Annotated in this window: 14 protein-coding genes; 6 read left to right on the forward strand and 8 right to left on the reverse strand. The window is 73.6% G+C overall.

From position 1 onward, the window contains the following. Nucleotides 1-199: 199 nt before the first annotated feature. Nucleotides 200-970, forward strand: a complete 771-nt coding sequence (locus OG259_RS35625) for a class I SAM-dependent methyltransferase (RefSeq protein WP_328945985.1) — start codon at nucleotides 200-202, stop codon at nucleotides 968-970. A 63-nt stretch (nucleotides 971-1,033) separates the two neighbouring features. Here OG259_RS35625 and OG259_RS35630 read toward each other — a convergent pair whose 3' ends face one another. Both OG259_RS35630 and OG259_RS35635 read right to left on the reverse strand, forming a co-directional pair. Further along, entirely contained in the window at nucleotides 1,034-1,618 is a 585-nt protein-coding gene (locus tag OG259_RS35630; RefSeq protein ID WP_328945986.1) for a DUF4865 family protein, read from the reverse strand. Between the two features lie 34 nt (nucleotides 1,619-1,652). Beyond that, nucleotides 1,653-2,237: a TetR/AcrR family transcriptional regulator gene (locus tag OG259_RS35635; RefSeq protein WP_328945987.1), complete on the reverse strand. Its 585-nt coding sequence runs from the start codon at nucleotides 2,235-2,237 to the stop codon at nucleotides 1,653-1,655. Nucleotides 2,238-2,380: 143 nt separating this feature from the next. Here OG259_RS35635 and OG259_RS35640 point away from each other — a divergent pair, with 143 nt between their 5' ends. From OG259_RS35640 to OG259_RS35650, 3 genes are read left to right on the forward strand one after another with little or no spacing between them, the layout of a single operon-like run. Beyond that, nucleotides 2,381-2,686 (forward strand): SHOCT domain-containing protein, encoded by a 306-nt coding sequence (locus OG259_RS35640; protein WP_328945988.1) that lies wholly within the window; start codon nucleotides 2,381-2,383, stop codon nucleotides 2,684-2,686. Continuing rightward, entirely contained in the window at nucleotides 2,683-3,516 is an 834-nt protein-coding gene (locus OG259_RS35645) for an ABC transporter ATP-binding protein (RefSeq protein ID WP_328945989.1), read from the forward strand. The genes OG259_RS35640 and OG259_RS35645 overlap by 4 nt, the downstream gene beginning before the upstream one ends. Further along, entirely contained in the window at nucleotides 3,513-6,089 is a 2,577-nt protein-coding gene (locus OG259_RS35650) for an ABC transporter permease (protein ID WP_328945990.1), read from the forward strand. The genes OG259_RS35645 and OG259_RS35650 overlap by 4 nt, the downstream gene beginning before the upstream one ends. A gap of 28 nt (nucleotides 6,090-6,117) precedes the next feature. Here the strand turns inward: OG259_RS35650 and OG259_RS35655 are convergent, their stop codons facing one another. Together OG259_RS35655 and OG259_RS35660 are read right to left on the reverse strand one after the other, a co-directional pair. Then, the gene (locus OG259_RS35655) at nucleotides 6,118-6,732 is read right to left on the reverse strand and encodes an ATP-binding protein (RefSeq protein ID WP_328945991.1); all 615 of its coding nucleotides are present in this window, start codon (nucleotides 6,730-6,732) and stop codon (nucleotides 6,118-6,120) included. 228 nt (nucleotides 6,733-6,960) lie between these two features. Then, nucleotides 6,961-7,287, reverse strand: a complete 327-nt coding sequence (locus OG259_RS35660; RefSeq protein WP_328945992.1) for a hypothetical protein — start codon at nucleotides 7,285-7,287, stop codon at nucleotides 6,961-6,963. Nucleotides 7,288-7,463: 176 nt separating this feature from the next. On the opposite strand from OG259_RS35660, the gene OG259_RS35665 reads away from it, so the two are divergent. Beyond that, entirely contained in the window at nucleotides 7,464-8,609 is a 1,146-nt protein-coding gene (locus OG259_RS35665; RefSeq protein ID WP_328945993.1) for a PLP-dependent cysteine synthase family protein, read from the forward strand. On the opposite strand, the gene OG259_RS35670 is transcribed toward OG259_RS35665, so the two are convergent. The 3 genes from OG259_RS35670 to OG259_RS35680 form a co-directional block, all read right to left on the reverse strand. Beyond that, nucleotides 8,569-9,069: an SRPBCC family protein gene (locus OG259_RS35670; protein WP_328945994.1), complete on the reverse strand. Its 501-nt coding sequence runs from the start codon at nucleotides 9,067-9,069 to the stop codon at nucleotides 8,569-8,571. The genes OG259_RS35665 and OG259_RS35670 overlap by 41 nt on opposite strands. 102 nt (nucleotides 9,070-9,171) lie before the next feature. Then, a complete protein-coding gene (locus tag OG259_RS35675) occupies nucleotides 9,172-9,654 on the reverse strand; it encodes an SRPBCC family protein (RefSeq protein WP_328945995.1) in 483 nt (160 codons plus the stop codon). Beyond that, nucleotides 9,651-10,478, reverse strand: a complete 828-nt coding sequence (locus OG259_RS35680) for a DeoR/GlpR family DNA-binding transcription regulator (protein ID WP_328945996.1) — start codon at nucleotides 10,476-10,478, stop codon at nucleotides 9,651-9,653. The genes OG259_RS35675 and OG259_RS35680 overlap by 4 nt, the downstream gene beginning before the upstream one ends. A 134-nt stretch (nucleotides 10,479-10,612) precedes the next feature. Here OG259_RS35680 and OG259_RS35685 point away from each other — a divergent pair, with 134 nt between their 5' ends. Continuing rightward, nucleotides 10,613-13,063, forward strand: a complete 2,451-nt coding sequence (locus OG259_RS35685) for a hypothetical protein (protein WP_328945997.1) — start codon at nucleotides 10,613-10,615, stop codon at nucleotides 13,061-13,063. On the opposite strand, the gene OG259_RS35690 is transcribed toward OG259_RS35685, so the two are convergent. Continuing rightward, nucleotides 13,033-15,438, reverse strand: a complete 2,406-nt coding sequence (locus OG259_RS35690; RefSeq protein ID WP_266902395.1) for a right-handed parallel beta-helix repeat-containing protein — start codon at nucleotides 15,436-15,438, stop codon at nucleotides 13,033-13,035. The genes OG259_RS35685 and OG259_RS35690 overlap by 31 nt on opposite strands. Nucleotides 15,439-15,465 lie beyond the last annotated feature (27 nt).

Below are 15,465 nucleotides of genomic sequence, written 5' to 3' on the forward strand. Positions count from 1 at the left end.
CTGATCAGACCTGACCTGACCTGACCCGGGCCGAGCTCGGTCGGTCCGAACTCCAGAGTCCCGAAGAAACTTCACGGCTTGGTGACGGCGTCTTGCCGAAATCACCACGGAGTCGGCGGGACGCCCCCCCCCCCGACGCACCCCTCATCGGCCGGAAACCCCTGGCCGGCGCCGGTCGGACGACGTACCGTTCCGCCTCATGACCATTTCTGATCATGAACTTCCTCCGCGCCTCGGCAGCCTCACCTTCCACAGTCCCCTCTCCGAGGCCCGTGCCGCGCGCATGGTCGAGCGGCTCGCCGCCATCGAGCCCGCCGATGTGCTCGACATCGGCTGCGGCTGGGGCGAGTTGCTGCTCCGTGTGCTGGAGGCCGCCCCGGCGGCCAAGGGCGCGGGGATCGACATCAACGCCGAGGACCTGGCCCGTGGCCGGACCCTCGCCGAGACCCGTGGTCTCGCCGACCGTGTCGAGTACTTCGAGGAGTCCGCGCTCGGTACGGACCGGGGACCCGTCGACGTGGTCCTCTGCCACGGGTCGAGCCAGGCCCTCCTCGACCCCGAGCAGCCGCACGACCTCTCCGTCGCCCTGCGTGAACTCCGCCGTCTTGTCAGGCCCGGGGGACACGTCGTGCTCGGGGAGTGCTTCTGGGATCGCACTCCCACGGACGAGGAGCTGGCCGGCATGTGGCCCGGCGCGACCGCGGACGAGCACACGTCCCTCGGCGTCCTCGTCGACCTCGCGATCGAGGCCGGATTCCGGCCCGCGTGGATCGAGACGGCGACCGCGGAGGAGTGGGAGGAGTTCGAGTCGGGCTACCGGTACGACACCGAGGTCTGGCTGGCCGCCCACCCCGACCACCCGCTTGCCGCGGAGACCCGGGAGCGCGTCGACCGGCAGCGCTCGACCTGGGTGAACGGCTACCGCCGCGTCCTCGGCATGGCCTACCTGACGCTCGTCGCCGTCGCCTGATCGACCACGTCCCGGGCCCGGGCGCACCATTGCCGCCTGGTCGGCCACGTCCCGGGCCCGGGCTCACCATTGCCGCCCCGGCCCCAACTGCCCCCGCCCCGGCGCGGACAGATGCAGGACCCGGAAGCGCTCGCCCTCGTCGGCGGGCGCTTCCGCGTCGGCCCACAGGGTGAAGGCGAGCAGTTCCCAGTGGCGCGGATCGATGGCCAGGGCGGAGGCCACCACCCCGCCCCGCCGCGCCTCGCGCGCGTGCCGGGCCACGGCGTCCGCCACGGCCTCTCCGGGCGCGCCCGCCTCCCCGAGTGGGCTCCTGCGGCGCGTCGCAGTGCCCGGCGTCGCACCGGACGCGGGGCCCTCCTCGTACGACAGGCCCGTCCAGTGCTGCACCACGGGCCGGCCGAAGTCGTTCACGATGCCCTGGAAACCCGGGCCCCAGAGGAAGGAGTTCATGCCCTCGGGGGTGGCCCACAGATAGAACGGCGCGTACTGGTTCACCGGCGACGATTCCCCCCGTTCCCTCACCAGGTAGGCCTTCAGGCCGAGCCCGGGGAAGGCGTCGAGAAGACGGCCCTTCGTCGCCACCCGTTCGCGGATGATTCCCATGTCGTAGTCGGCGGGCAGGTTGATCTCGTACTGCATCGCGTGCACAGAAGGCTCCGATCGCCCCTCGTGGAAGGTCTGTTCAGCCGGCGGCGGTACGAGGGGTGAGCAGGCTCGACAGTCCCCGCACGGCGCTGTCGAAGGGCGCCCTCGACCCCGTCGCCCGGGCCAGCACATATCCGCCCTGCACGGTCGCCACGACCGTCGCCGCGATGTCGTCCGCGTCGAGGGGGCCGCTCAACTCGCCGCTGTCCAGACCCTCCTGGACGACCTCGGCGAGCCGGGCCCGCAGCCTGCCGAGCACCTCGTCGATCGGTGCGCGGAGCACCGGATCGGCGATCACGTCGGGATCCATCGTCAGTCGCCCCACCGGGCAGCCCCGCAGGACGTCCCGCTCCCGCAGCAGATAGGCCTCGATACGGGCGTACGCCGTGCCCTCGCCGCTCAGGACGGCCTCGGCCGCCGCTCCCAGCTCCTCGGCCGTACGCCGGATCGCGGCGAGTGCGAGATCGGGCTTGCCCGAGAAGTGGTGGTACATGCTGCCCTGGCCCGCCCCGGCCGCCTGCTGGATCGCCTTGGGGCTGGTCCCCACGTAACCGCGCTCCCACAGCAGCTCGCGGGTCGCCTCGATCAGTCGCTCGGAGGTGCTCATGAACCCACTGTACATACCAGTAGGTACAGAGGCGGAAGGAGGGCCGGAAGCGCCACGTACTCCCGCCGTCGTACGCGCGATGCCGCTGCCCGTACGACGCGCCCGGCACCCCTCCGGAGGGAGTCTCGAACCACCGACAACCGAGGAGCTGAACCCTCATGAACACACTCGCCCACGCGGGCCCCGGCCCGTGGGTCCTTCTCTTCCCCCTCGTCTGGGCGGTCGTGATCTTCGGGCTCGTCACCGTCGCCCGCCGCGCCGGATGGCGCCGCGGACGCGAGGGCGGCTTCGGCCGCTTCGCCGGCCCGGGCCGCGACACCGGCCCCGACGACAGCTCGCCCATCGCCCTGCTCGGCCACCGGTTCGCCGCCGGGGAGATCGACGAGGACGAGTACTGGCGCCGGCTGACCGTCCTCGAAGAGCAGTTCGGCCGCCGCACCGACTCCAAGGGGCGCCGGGCATGACCACCACCGGAACGCTGCCCCAGGCCGCCCCCGCCCCCACCGCCGTCCGCGTCGTCGACGCCGTCAAGGTCTACGGGCGCGGCGACACCGAGGTCCGGGCCCTGGACGGCGTGAGCGTCGACTTCCCGGTCGGCCGCTTCACCGCCGTCATGGGTCCCTCGGGCTCCGGAAAGTCCACCCTCATGCACTGCGCCGCCGGGCTGGACACCCTCACCTCCGGCGCCGCCCTCCTCGGGGACACCGACCTGTCCACGCTCGACGACCGTCGTCTGACGCTGCTGCGCCGCGACCGGATCGGCTTCGTCTTCCAGGCCTTCAACCTGCTGCCGACCCTCACCGTCGCCGAGAACATCACCCTCCCGCTGGACCTCGCGGGCCGCACCGTCGACCGGGAGCGCTTCGACCGGCTCGTCGACACCGTCGGACTGCGCGACCGCCTGCACCACCGGCCGAGCGAGCTCTCCGGCGGACAGCAGCAGCGGGTGGCCGTGGCCCGTGCCTTCGCCGGTGACCCCGACGTCGTCTTCGCCGACGAACCCACCGGCAACCTCGACTCGCGTTCCGGCGAGGAGGTCCTGCGCCTGCTCGGCCGTACGGTGCGCGAGACCGGCCGTACGGTCGTCATGGTCACCCACGACCCCGTCGCCGCCGCCCACGCCGACGAGGTGATCTTCCTCGCCGACGGTCGGCTCGTCGACCGGATGACGGCTCCCACGGCCGACCGCGTCCTGGACCGCATGAAGGCGTTCGAGACATCACCGGGAGCGGCGGCCCACGCCACCGGGGCCCACACGACCGGGGCCCTCACCACCGGGGGAGTAACGCCATGAGAGCCACCGGAACCAAGCGAACACCCGCCTCCCTCCGCCTCGCCCGCTCCTCCCTCCGCGCGCACCGCCGCCGTTTCCTCGGCACCTTCGTCGCCGTCCTCCTCGGGGTCGCCTTCCTCACCGGCACCCTCGTCATGGGCGACACCCTGCGCGCGAGCTTCGACTCGATGTTCACCGGCGCCACCCGGGGCACCGACGCCGTCGTCCGCAGCGCCGTCACCGTGACGGCCTCCGGGGGCGCCCAGGGCACCCGCGGCCCCGTCGACGCGGACCTCGCCGACCGGCTCGCGCAGGTGCCCGGGGTCGCCGCCGCCGCGCCCCGGATCGAGGGCGCCGGCCAGCTCCTCGCCGCCGACGGCACCCCCGTCGGCGGCAAGGGACCGCCCACCCTCGCCGGGAACTGGATCGACGACCCGGCCCTCAACCCGTACAAGCTCGCGGAAGGCCGTGCCCCGAGCGCCCCCGGCGAAGCCGTCGTCAACCGGGGCGCCGCGAAGGCCGCGGGCCTCGCCCTGGGCGACACCACGGTCCTGCGCACCCCCGACCCGGTGCGCGTCACCGTCGTCGGTCTCGCCACCTTCGGCGGCGCGGACGGCATGGGCCAGGTCACCTGGACCGGTCTGACCCGCGCCGACGCCGAGCGGTATCTGACGGCACGCCCCGGCGAGGCGACGAGCATCGCCGTACGGGCAGGGCCCGGAGTCTCCCAGGAGGAGCTGGTCGCCGCCCTCGCCCCCGCCCTCCCCGACGAGGTCGAGGCGATCACCGGGCAGCGCGCCGCCGAGGAGAATACCGAGATGGTCTCCGGCCGCTTCCTCAGCCTCTTCACCACCTTCCTGCTGGTGTTCAGCGGGGTCGCGGTGCTCGTCTCCGTCTTCACCATCCACAACACCTTCGCCGTGCTCGTCGCCCAGCGGACCCGCGAGAACGCCCTGCTCCGCGCGATCGGCGCCGCCCGGCGCCAGGTCGTCACCGGCACCCTCGCCGAAGCGCTGACCGTGGGCCTGCTCGCCTCCCTCGCCGGGCTGCTGGCCGGGATCGGCGTGGCGGCCGGACTCCAGGCCCTCTTCCCCGCCGTCGGCTTCCCCTTCCCCGAGGGCGACCTGGTCGTGTCCGGCACGTCCCTCGGGCTGCCGCTCGCGGTCGGGCTCGCGGTCTGCGCCGGTTCGGCGCTCCTTCCCGCCGTACGGGCCGGACGCACGGCCCCGCTCGCCGCGCTCCGCGAGACACAGGTCGACGATTCCGGCACCTCACGCGCGCGCGTGGTGACCGGCTCCGCCCTGCTCGCCGTCGCGGTCGGCACGGTACTCGCCGGAGTGCTCGGCACTCCCTCGCTGTGGCTCGCCGCGACCGGCGCCGCCCTCGCCGTCGCCGCGTTCGTGGTCCTCGGGCCGGTCGCCGCCTCCGGCGCCGTCCGGGTACTGGCCGGCCCCCTGCGCGGCGCCAACCGCGGCCTCGCGCGCCGCAACGCCCTGCGCAGTCCGGGACGTACGGCCGCGACCGCCACCGCCCTGATGATCGGCGTCGCCGTGGTCACCCTCTTCACGGTCTTCGGCGCCTCCCTCAAGGCGACCATGGACAGCACGGTCGACCGCTCCTTCGCGGGCGACGTGGCCATCAGCGGGGCCACGTTCGGCGCGGGCGGCGCGGGGCTCAGCCCGCGCCTCGCGCCGGCCGTCGGAGCGCTTCCCGAGGTCGACACCGCCGTGGGCCTGGGGCGCGGGGTGGCGGAAGTGGACGGCCGGGGCCGTGCCCTGACCGTCACCGACCCGGTCGCGCTCTCCCGCACCCTCGACCTGGGAGAGGTGCGGGGCTCCCTCACCGGCCTCGGTACGGACGGGCTCGCCGTCGCCGCCGACGAGGCGGCCTCCTCGGGCCTCGCGCCCGGCCGGACGGCCCAGCTGACGTTCACGGACGGCACCCGGCACACCTTCACCGTCCGGGCGGTCTACGAACGCGCCGACCTCGCCGGCGACTACCTCGTCACCCGGGACGCCTGGGCCCCGCACCGTACCCAGGACTCCGACATCCTCGTCGCCGTCTCCTTCGCGGACGGAGTCACCACCGCACAGGGGAAGGCGGCCGTGACCGAGGTCGCGGACCGCTACGGACAGCCCGAGGTCCAGACCCGGGACGAGTACGCGGAAGCCTCTGCGGGCGGCATCGACATGATGCTCACCCTCGTGTACGCGCTCCTCGCCCTCGCCGTCCTGATCGCGCTGCTCGGCATCACGAACACGCTCACCCTGTCCGTACACGAACGGACCCGTGAGCTGGGCCTGTTGCGGGCCGTCGGCCAGACCCGGGCCCAACTGCGCGCCATGGTCCGGTGGGAGTCGGTCCTGGTGGCCGCGTTCGGCACGCTCGGCGGACTCGTCCTCGGCGGCTTCCTCGGCTGGGTGCTCGTCCGCGCCTCGGAGGGATCGGGCGACAGCGCCTTCACCTTCGCCGTGCCGGCGGTGCAGCTGGCGACCGTGGCCCTGGTCGGGCTCGTCGCGGGCGCCGTGGCGGCCCTGCGCCCCGCGCGCCGGGCGGCCCGCCTGGAGATCCTCCGGGCGATCGCCACGGAGTGAGGGGCGGGGCCGCCCTGCCGGCCCTCCGTCAGCCCGTACGGCCCGCCGGCACCCGGCGGGCCGTGGCCACGGCGGGGGCCGGCGCGAGGACGGGTTCGTGGGCCGGGGCCGGGGCGGGCTCGGCCGGGGAACTCAGCGGAACGCCGGGGAACGGCGCGTACCCCAGGAAGGGGCCTTCGGCCGCGGAGTCGTACACGGCGTAGGAACGCGTGTCGGCCGGGGCGGCGGGCGGCGGCGTCGAGAGGGTGAACCACACCACCTTCCCGTCCGCCCCACAGGGGCGCACACCCCAACTCTCGCTGACCGCGCCGACGATGGCGAGGCCGCGGCCGGACGTGGCCAGCTCGTCGTACGCGTCGAGCGGGTCCGGGCAGCCGGCCTTGGGTATGCGGGGGTCGTGGTCCCGGACGGAGACCGTGAGCCGGTCGAGGAACAGCTCGATCTCGACGGTGCACCGCTTGTCCGGCTGCGCGTGCCGGTGGACGTTCGTCAGAAGCTCGGTGACACCGAGCACGGCATGGTCGATCAGACCGTCGAGATGCCAATGACGGAGATGCGCGGAGACAATCCTGCGGACCTGTCCGATCCGCGACGGCAGGGCCTGAAGCTCCACCGCGTAATACCTGCTCGGCTCGCTGATCACGGCTGCGACTCCCCGAAGTAGTCCGGAAGAAGACGAAGATTCGGATCTCACATGCGGTACAGCAGGGTGGCGACCTGAGCGCGCTGTCACCACCGGTCAACCCTCGGTGAGGTGGTTCCAGCGTGAACCAGTGGTGTGCGTCCCGCAACTCACGGCGACCTGCGACACGCCGAGGAGTCGCCTCGGCACCGCCCGGCAGCCCACCTCGGCGCCGTCGGGCCGGCCGCTTCAGCGCCGCCCGGCCGCCCGCTTCAGCGCCGCCAGGAACCGTCCCGACTCCTCCGACGCGCCGGGGCCGTCGCTCTTGCTGTCGCCGTCCTTGTGGAGGGTCAGCCGGTAGCGCGTGCCGTTCACGGTGGCCACCGCCTCGTCGGACTTCGCGAACCACGGGCGTCCCGCCCGGACCGCTCCCACCGGCGCGCTGTCGATCTCGCTGCCGTAACTCGTGAGGAGGGCGAGCCGCCCGTCCTCGATCCGCACCTCGCCGGCGCGTGTCAGTGAACGCGGCCAGCGGGCGATCCTCACGCCCCTGGCGCTGAACTCGGGTTCCGACATGCCGATCCGCCCCTTTCACCCGGTTGCCGTTCCCAGTGTGCCGGGCCGTCGGCGACCGCACCAGTGCCCCTTCCGCAAGTCATCCCTATGGACAGTCAAAGGAAACGTTTGCCCAGGTGGGAGGGGTATTGTCGGCAGCGGGGCACCCCCAGGGAAGTGACCGAGGAGAGGCGCGGATGAGCACCACGGACAACAGTGCGGCGAGTGTGACGGCGGGCGGCGCGGCGGTGACCGTCGACGTCGACCGCAGCGACCCGGCGTACCGGACCTGGCTCAAGGAGGCCGTCCGCAAGGTCCAGGCCGACGCCAACCGCTCGGCCGACACGCACCTGCTGCGCTTCCCGCTCCCCGAGAAGTGGGGCATCGACCTCTACCTCAAGGACGAGTCCACCCACCCCACCGGCAGCCTCAAGCACCGCCTGGCCCGCTCCCTCTTCCTGTACGGCCTCTGCAACGGCTGGGTGCGGCCGGGCAAGCCCGTCATCGAGGCCTCCAGCGGCTCGACCGCCGTGTCCGAGGCGTACTTCGCGAAGCTCATCGGCGTTCCCTTCATCGCCGTGATGCCCCGCACGACCAGTCCCGAGAAGTGCCGGCTGATCGAGTTCCACGGCGGGCGGTGCCACTTCGTCGACGACTCGCGCACGATGTACGAGGAGGCCGCCGCGCTCGCCGAGCGCACCGGCGGTCACTACATGGACCAGTTCACGTACGCGGAGCGGGCCACCGACTGGCGGGGCAACAACAACATCGCCGAATCGATGTACCAGCAGCTGAAGTTGGAGCGCTACCCCGAGCCCGCCTGGATCGTGGCGACCGCGGGCACCGGCGGCACCTCGGCGACCATCGCCCGCTACGTCCACTACATGCAGCACGACACCCGCATCTGTGTCGCCGACCCCGAGAACTCCTGTTTCTTCGACGGCTGGACGCACCACGACCCGCACGCCACCTCCGACTGCGGTTCGCGGATCGAGGGCATCGGCCGCCCCCGGATGGAGCCGAGCTTCGTGCCCGGGGCCGTCGACCGCATGATGAAGGTGCCCGACGCGGCGAGCGTCGCCGCCGTCCGCGCGCTGGAGACCGCGATCGGCCGCAAGGCGGGCGGCTCCACCGGCACCGGCCTGTGGAGCGCCTTCAAGATCATCGCCGAGATGGTCGCCCACGAGCGCACCGGCAGCGTCGTCACCCTGATGTGCGACCCGGGCGAGCGCTACCTCGACAAGTACTACTCCGACGACTGGCTGGCCGCCCAGGGCCTCGACATCGCCCCCTACAGCGCCGCTATCGAGCGGTTCCTGGCGACGGGGGTCTGGCCGGAGTGAGCCGCCGGTCGAGACGGCGCGCGGCGTCCCGGAAGGACAGCCCCACGCCCGGCCCCGCGAGGCGCAGCCCGAGCCGGACCGGGGCGGCGCCGTCGAGGGCCATCGTCCAGCGCAGTCGGGTGCCGGTCCCGGCGGGGGAGAGGTGCCACTCCTCCGCCATGGCGGTGACGCCGGGCGCGTTCGTCAGGTCCACCCGGTAGGCGTAGCGGACCTCCGGCTCGGCGGCCAGGATCGTCTCCTCGAAGTGGACCCCGCCGCGCAGCCGGACGGTCCGGCCCGCCCCGTCGCCCGTCGGGACGGCGGAGGTGACGGCGGTGAACCAGTGCGGCCAGCTGCCCACCTCCACCGCGAGCGACCGGAAGACGGCGGCCGGCGGGGCCGTCAGGGTCGTGGTGAACACCAGACGGACGGGTGCGGACGCGGTGAAGTCGAGCTCCACCGGCCTGAGTCGGCGTGCCATGGACCGTACCTCCCGGGTCGCGAACGGAAGTGCGACCTTAGCTGACATGCTGTCAACAGCACAGGGGGCGACGGAAGGCTCCGAAGGGCCGCGCCGTGACCCTCACCGCCCGGGAGACCGGGGGCCACCGTCTCCCGGTGCGGCTCGTCGGCCCTCCCGCAGCAGCCCGTCCACCGCCCGGCCGAAGAGGAACCGTCCCGCCCGCGCAAGCGCCGGATCGAAGACCCGGGGCACTCCGCGTACGGACAGCTCCTCCGTCCACACCACCCGGCTGCCGTCACCCGCGCCCGACACCTCGACGAGCGCCCACCCGCGCACCACCCGCCCCGACTTCTCCAGCCTGCACGCCCCGGTCCTGCCCTGCGCAGGGGGTTCCCAGTGCACGACCTCCATCGGGTCGTCGAACGACAGCCGGCCGATGCCGGTACGGGCCGTGAACCGGGTCCCGGCCCGGTTCGGCCCCGGGGTCAGCACCCTCGTCCGGGTCAGCGGCACCTGGCGGCCGTGCGCCGGCCAGTCCGTCAGCCGCCGCCACACCTCCTCCGGAGGCGACGGCACGGTCCGCTCGACCCGGAAGTGGCTCACGCCTGCTCCTCGCCCGCCACCACGAGTCCCGGCAGATGCTCCGCCACCTCGGCCCGTACGCCCTCGGGCAGGCCGGGGTCCGTCACCCAGGTGTCCACCTCGTCCAGTTCGGCGAACGAACTCAGGCCCACCGTCCCCCACTTGGTGTGATCGGCGACCACCACGACCCGGCGCGCCGAACGCATCAGGCACCCGTTCGTCTCCCCCTCCGCCAGATTCGGCGTCGAGAGTCCCGCCTCCACCGAGATGCCGTGCACCCCGAGGAACAGCAGGTCGAAGTGGAGCGAGCGGACCGCCCGGTCCGCCACCGGCCCCACAAGGGCGTCGGAGGGCGTGCGCATCCCGCCCGTCAGGACGACCGTCGCCGCCCCGCGCCGCGTCTCGCCGCCGCTGCCCGTCAGCTGGGCCTCGTGGAACACGTCCGCGACCCGGACGGAGTTCGTCACCACCGTCAGGTCCGGTACGTCGAGCAGGTGCCGGGCCAGGGCGTACGTCGTCGTACCGCCGGACAGGGCGATCGCGCTGCCCGGCGCGACCAGGGCCGCCGCCGCCCGCGCGATCTCGTCCTTGGCGCTGGGTTCGAGCACCGACTTGGCCTCGAAGCCCGGCTCGTGGGTACTCGCCTCGACGACCGGAACGGCCCCGCCGTGCACCTTCGCGAGCATGCCCTGCCGGGCCAGCGCGTCCAGGTCGCGACGGATCGTCATGTCCGAGACGCTGAGGCGCCGGGTCAGCTCATTGACCCGTACACCGCCGCGCCGCCGTACCTCATCGAGGATCAGGGCACGCCGCTGCTCCGCGAGGAGGTTCTGGTTGTCAGTCACCGCCGGGGCCGGTCCTTCCGCAGGAGACAAGGGGATGGGTGTCGGATTCGGTGAGGAACGGTGCGCGGGCGCACCACTGTCCGCGATCCTGGTGCCGACGTCGCATCTTCCCACCCTGAGAGGAAGTCGCCTCAGTGTCCCCTGCCACACCCGCCCCGGAGAGCGGGGGCGCGGCGCTCGAACTCCTCGTCCACGGAGTCGGCGGAGCCACCCCCCAGGACATGCTCGACGACCCCAGGACCGTACGGATCACCGGCGACCGGACCGCCGCCATGCACCGGCGCGCCGAGGACGTCGACGCCGAGGACCACCCCGAGCGGTACGCGGCCCGCCCGGTCCCGGAGGCGTACTGCTGGTCCAACCTGACCTCGGGCGACGGCGCCCGCGCCCTGTGGCTGCTGCTCCTGCCCTTCATGGTCGCCAACCTGGCGCACTGGATGCGCCCGCCCGCCCAGGGCCGCCCGGGTCTGGTCCGGCTCTACGGGGTCCTGGTGCGGCTCGTCGCCCTCACCCTCACCGTGCTGCTCACCGCCGCGGCCTGCGAGGTCGCCCTCGATCTGACGGCCTGGCAGTGCGCCGCCAGCACCGCCTGCACCGACGCGTACTCCTGGCTCGGCTTCCTCTCCGAAGGGCGCGGCGGCTGGTGGTCGGCGCCCGGCCGACGGCTCGCGCTCGCCGCCCTGGTGCCCGCCCTGCTCGTCGGCCTCCTCTGGTACCTGTCGAACCGGACGTGGAGCGCGTACGAGGCGCAGCGCCCGCCCACCGGTTACGACGATCCCGTGGCCGAGCCGTCCACCGACTCGGGGGCCGCGGAACCCGTGACCGACCCGGGCGCCGACACGGAGAGCGCGGACCAGGGCGAGGGCGGTCCCGGCCCCGGTCCCGGACCCGCCGAGCTGCGACCCGCCCTCGGCCGCCCCGGCTTCTGGTACGGGCGCCGGCTCGTCGCCCGTCTCAGGGCCGCCCACACCGCGGCCGGTCTCCTCACCGTCGCCGCCGCCCTCGCCACGGCCACCGCCCGGCACGACGCCACGGCCCCGGGCGCCGGAGCCGTCCTCGGCCGCGTCCTCCAGGCCGCCGTCGCCGCCCTCGCCGTGCTCGTCGTCTGGGTCGTCTGCCGTCGCGGCCGCAGCGAGCGCCGCCTCGACCTGCGCGTCGAACGCGCCCTCGTCTCCTGGCTGCCCGGCGTCTCCCTCGTCCTGCTCGTGCTCACCGCCCTGTACGCCGGGTGGTCCCGCCCCGGCTGGGTCTCCGACGGGTCCCTGCCCGGCAATGTCGCCTTCGGCGGCCTCACCCTCGTCCAGGGCGGCCTCGTCGTCGCGCTCGGCGTGGTCGCCCTGCTCCTCCAGCGGCCGCGCAGGGACCCGCGTACCGCGCTGCGCGGACTCGGCGGCCCCGCCGTCGCCATGCTCGCCTGCGCCCTCGCCGGAGTCATGTCCGGCGGCGTCGCCCAGCGGGTCGCCGACTGGCTCGACGGGCCCGCCACCCCCGGCATGGGCGACGGCGGTCCCCGGATCGGCCCGCCCGTGCTGCTCAGCTGGCAGGCGTCCGTCATCCCCGTGCTGCTCCTGCTGCTGCTCGTGCCCGCCGCCCTCCTCGCCGTACGGACCGTGCTGGCCGGCAGGCGGCTGCGCAGCGAGGTCGAGGCCGACTACGACGCCGCCGACGAACGCGACCCCGTCCGCACCGGACAGATCGCGGCCGGCCGGGCACGGGCGTCGCTCACCGACTCCGCGCCCGTCCTCGTCGGCGTCGTCTCCGGAGCCACCCTGCTCCTCGGCGCGGGTTCCGTCGCCGGTGCCTGGGCCAGCGGAAACGTCCCGGGGCGCGCCTTCGACGGAGCCCACCCCGCCCTCGCGTCCCTGGCCACCGCCACCCAGGCCATCGGATCCTGGATGATCGGCTTCGGCTTCCTGCTCTTCGTCACCTGGGGTCGCCGCGCCTACCGGGACGCCCACGCCCGCCGCACCATCGGCATCCTCTGGGACGTCGGCACCTTCTGGCCCCGCGCCGCCCACCCCTTCGCCCCGCCCTGCTACGCCGAACGGGCGGTGCCCGACCTGACCTGGCGGATGAGCTCCTGGACCCGGAGCACCGGCGGCCGGCTCGTCATCTCGGGACACTCGCAGGGCAGCGTCCTCGCCGCGGCCGCCGTCTGGCAGCTGCAGCCCGTCACCCGTGGCCGGGTCGCGCTCCTGACGTACGGCTCACCCCTGGAGCGGCTCTATGGACGCTGGTTCCCGGCCTACTTCGGTCCGGAGGCGCTGCGCGCCCTGAACCGTACGGTCCACTGCTGGAGCAATCTGTACCGCGCCACCGACCCGATCGGCGGTCCCGTCCGGGTCCCCGCCGAGGACGGCAGGCCGGCCGTCGACGGATCGGTCCTGCTCGACCCGGTCGCCTACGGCCGCACCCGCGCACACCCGCTGCCCGAACCGATCCTGGGCCACTCCGACTACCAGGCCGACCCGGCGTTCGCCCACCGGCGCGGCGCCCTCCTGGACCGGCTCCCACCCGCCGTACCCCACCAGCGAGATCCGAACTCCACTGCGGATCAGGGGAGTTCGGGCAGATCCTCCGGGTAGAGCAGCGTCAGGTCGTCCGTGCTCGCCTCGGCGAGCTCGGCGACCCGGCCCGCGTGCCGCTCCACCATCGACTCGAACGTCTGCCGCGCCGTACGCCCGTTGCCGAAGGCCGGGCCCTTGGGCAGCTTCGTGAAGTACACGAGAAGCGCCTCGTCCGTGCCCGGGGCGAGCCGGTACTCGTGCTCGTCCGCCTGCTGCCCCACGATCCGGAGCAGTTCCTCCGGATCGTAGTCGCCGAAGGTGATGGTCCGTGAGAAACGGGACGCCACGCCGGGGTTGACCGTGAGGAAGCGCTCCATCTCCGCCGTGTAGCCCGCGACGATGACCACCACCGCGTCCCGGTGGTCCTCCATCAGCTTCACCAGCGTGTCGATCGCCTCACGGCCGAAGTCCCGGCCCGAGTCCTCCGGCGACAGGGCGTACGCCTCGTCGACGAACAGGACCCCGCCGCGCGCCCGGTCGAAGGCCTCCTGGGTACGGATCGCCGTCGAGCCGATGTGCTCGCCGACCAGGTCCACCCGGGAGACCTCCACCAGATGCCCGCGTTCGAGCACTCCGAGGGAGGCCAGGATCTCCCCGTACAGCCGGGCGACCGTCGTCTTTCCCGTGCCCGGGTTGCCCGTGAAGACCAGATGGCGCCGGACCGAGGCGGCCTTCAGCCCCGCCTCCTGACGCCTGCGCCCCACCTCGATCATGTTGGTGAGGGTGCGCACCTCCACCTTGACGCTCTCCAGACCCACCAGGGCGTCCAGTTCGCCGAGCACGTCCTGCGAGGAGCGTGCGTCGGGTTCCGGGGCGGCCGGGACCGGCACGGCCGCCGGGGTACGCGGCGCGGGTACCGTCCCGAGCAGCCCCGCCGACTGGGTGGCCGTCAGGACCGTCCCGCCGTCGGGCACGGAGGAGCGGACGGCGCTCTCGTCACTGGTGCAGTCCTCGGCGCTCGCGCCCTCCTCGGGGAATTCGTAACCGCCGCGCGCGCACCGCTCCGTACGGCACTTGCGCAGGGTGGTCCGGCAGCCGTCGGTGACGTGGAACCCGTATCCGCCGCTGCCCGTCACCCGGCAGCCGGTGAAGGAGCCGCGGCCCTCCGCCGACACGTAGAACCCGGCCTCGGCGGGCGAGGTGACCGTGCACCGGTCGATCGTGGGATCGGCGCCCTTGGTGACGATGACCCCGGTCTGGACGGAGTCGATCGTGCAGCCGCCGAGGGTGCCGCCGCTGCCGTGGTCCCGGAACCAGGCGCCCGTGGAGGCCTCCCGGATCCGGCAGTCGTCGAGCTGGGCGGTCGCCCCGTCGCTCACCGACACCGCCGTGTTCCGCACCTGCGACAGATCGCTGTCGACGACGTCCACCCGCGAACCGCGGTCGAGGACGAAGAGCGCGTCCGGTACGTCGTGCACCCGGCAGGCGTCGAGGACGGCGGTCGCCCCGTCGCTCACCCACACCGCCGGGTAGTCGCCCGTACTGTCGTGGATCTCGCACTGGTTGGCGTCCACCCGGGTCCCCGGGTCCCACACCGACAGACCGTTGCGGCCGAAGCGGCGGACGGTCGACCGGGTCAGGGTCAGGACCGAACGAGAGCGCAGGTCGACGGCGTTCTCCGGGACGTCGTGGATGTCGCAGTCCGAGAGCGTGAGCACCGCGTCGGTGTCGAGCGTGATGCCGTCCCCCGAAGTGCGGTGCACCGAGGAGTCGGTGAGATGGGCGGTGGCACGGGCCGCGATCTGGAGCCCGGCGCCCTTGATCTCGTACACCTCGCAGCCGACGCCCTCCAGGCCGCTGCCCTCACCGGTCACGGCGATCCCGGCGCCGGAGGCGTGGTGCACCCGGCAGCGCTCCAGCCGCGGATGCGCCCCGCCCCGCACCGAGATGCCCGCCTGCCCGGCGGAGACCACCTCGCACTCCTCGAACACCCCGCCCGCGCCGTCGAGGACGGCGATGCCGACCCCGGCGGGATTGTCGACGGTGCAGCGGCGGACCGTCGGCCGGGCCGCGCCCCGCACCTCTATCCCGGCCGCCGAGCGGGTCATGATCCGCAGGTCGAGCAGTTCGGGGGTGCCGTCCTCGACGAGCAGCGCCGGCGCGGCGACGTCCTGCCCCTCGATGTGGAGGTCCTGGACGGTGACGGAGGCGCGCAGCGTCAGCGGCACCCCGTCCGGCGGTGCGATCCGCACCGAGCCGATCGCGCCCTCGGGGCCGCGCAGGGTGACGGCCCGCCGCACCACGAGGTTCTCCCGGTAGGTGCCGGGAGCGATGGTGAGCACGTCCCCGTCCCCGGCGGCCTCCAGGGCGGCGGCAAGCGAGGGGTACTCACCCGTGCGGCGCCGCCACCGCGATGTGCCGGTGTGCGTCACCTGGACCGTGCCCTGTGCCATGGGTGTGTCCTGCCCCCGCCTGATGCC

The sequence above is a fragment of the Streptomyces sp. NBC_00250 genome (assembly GCF_036192275.1).
Classification (GTDB): Bacteria; Actinomycetota; Actinomycetes; order Streptomycetales; family Streptomycetaceae; genus Streptomyces.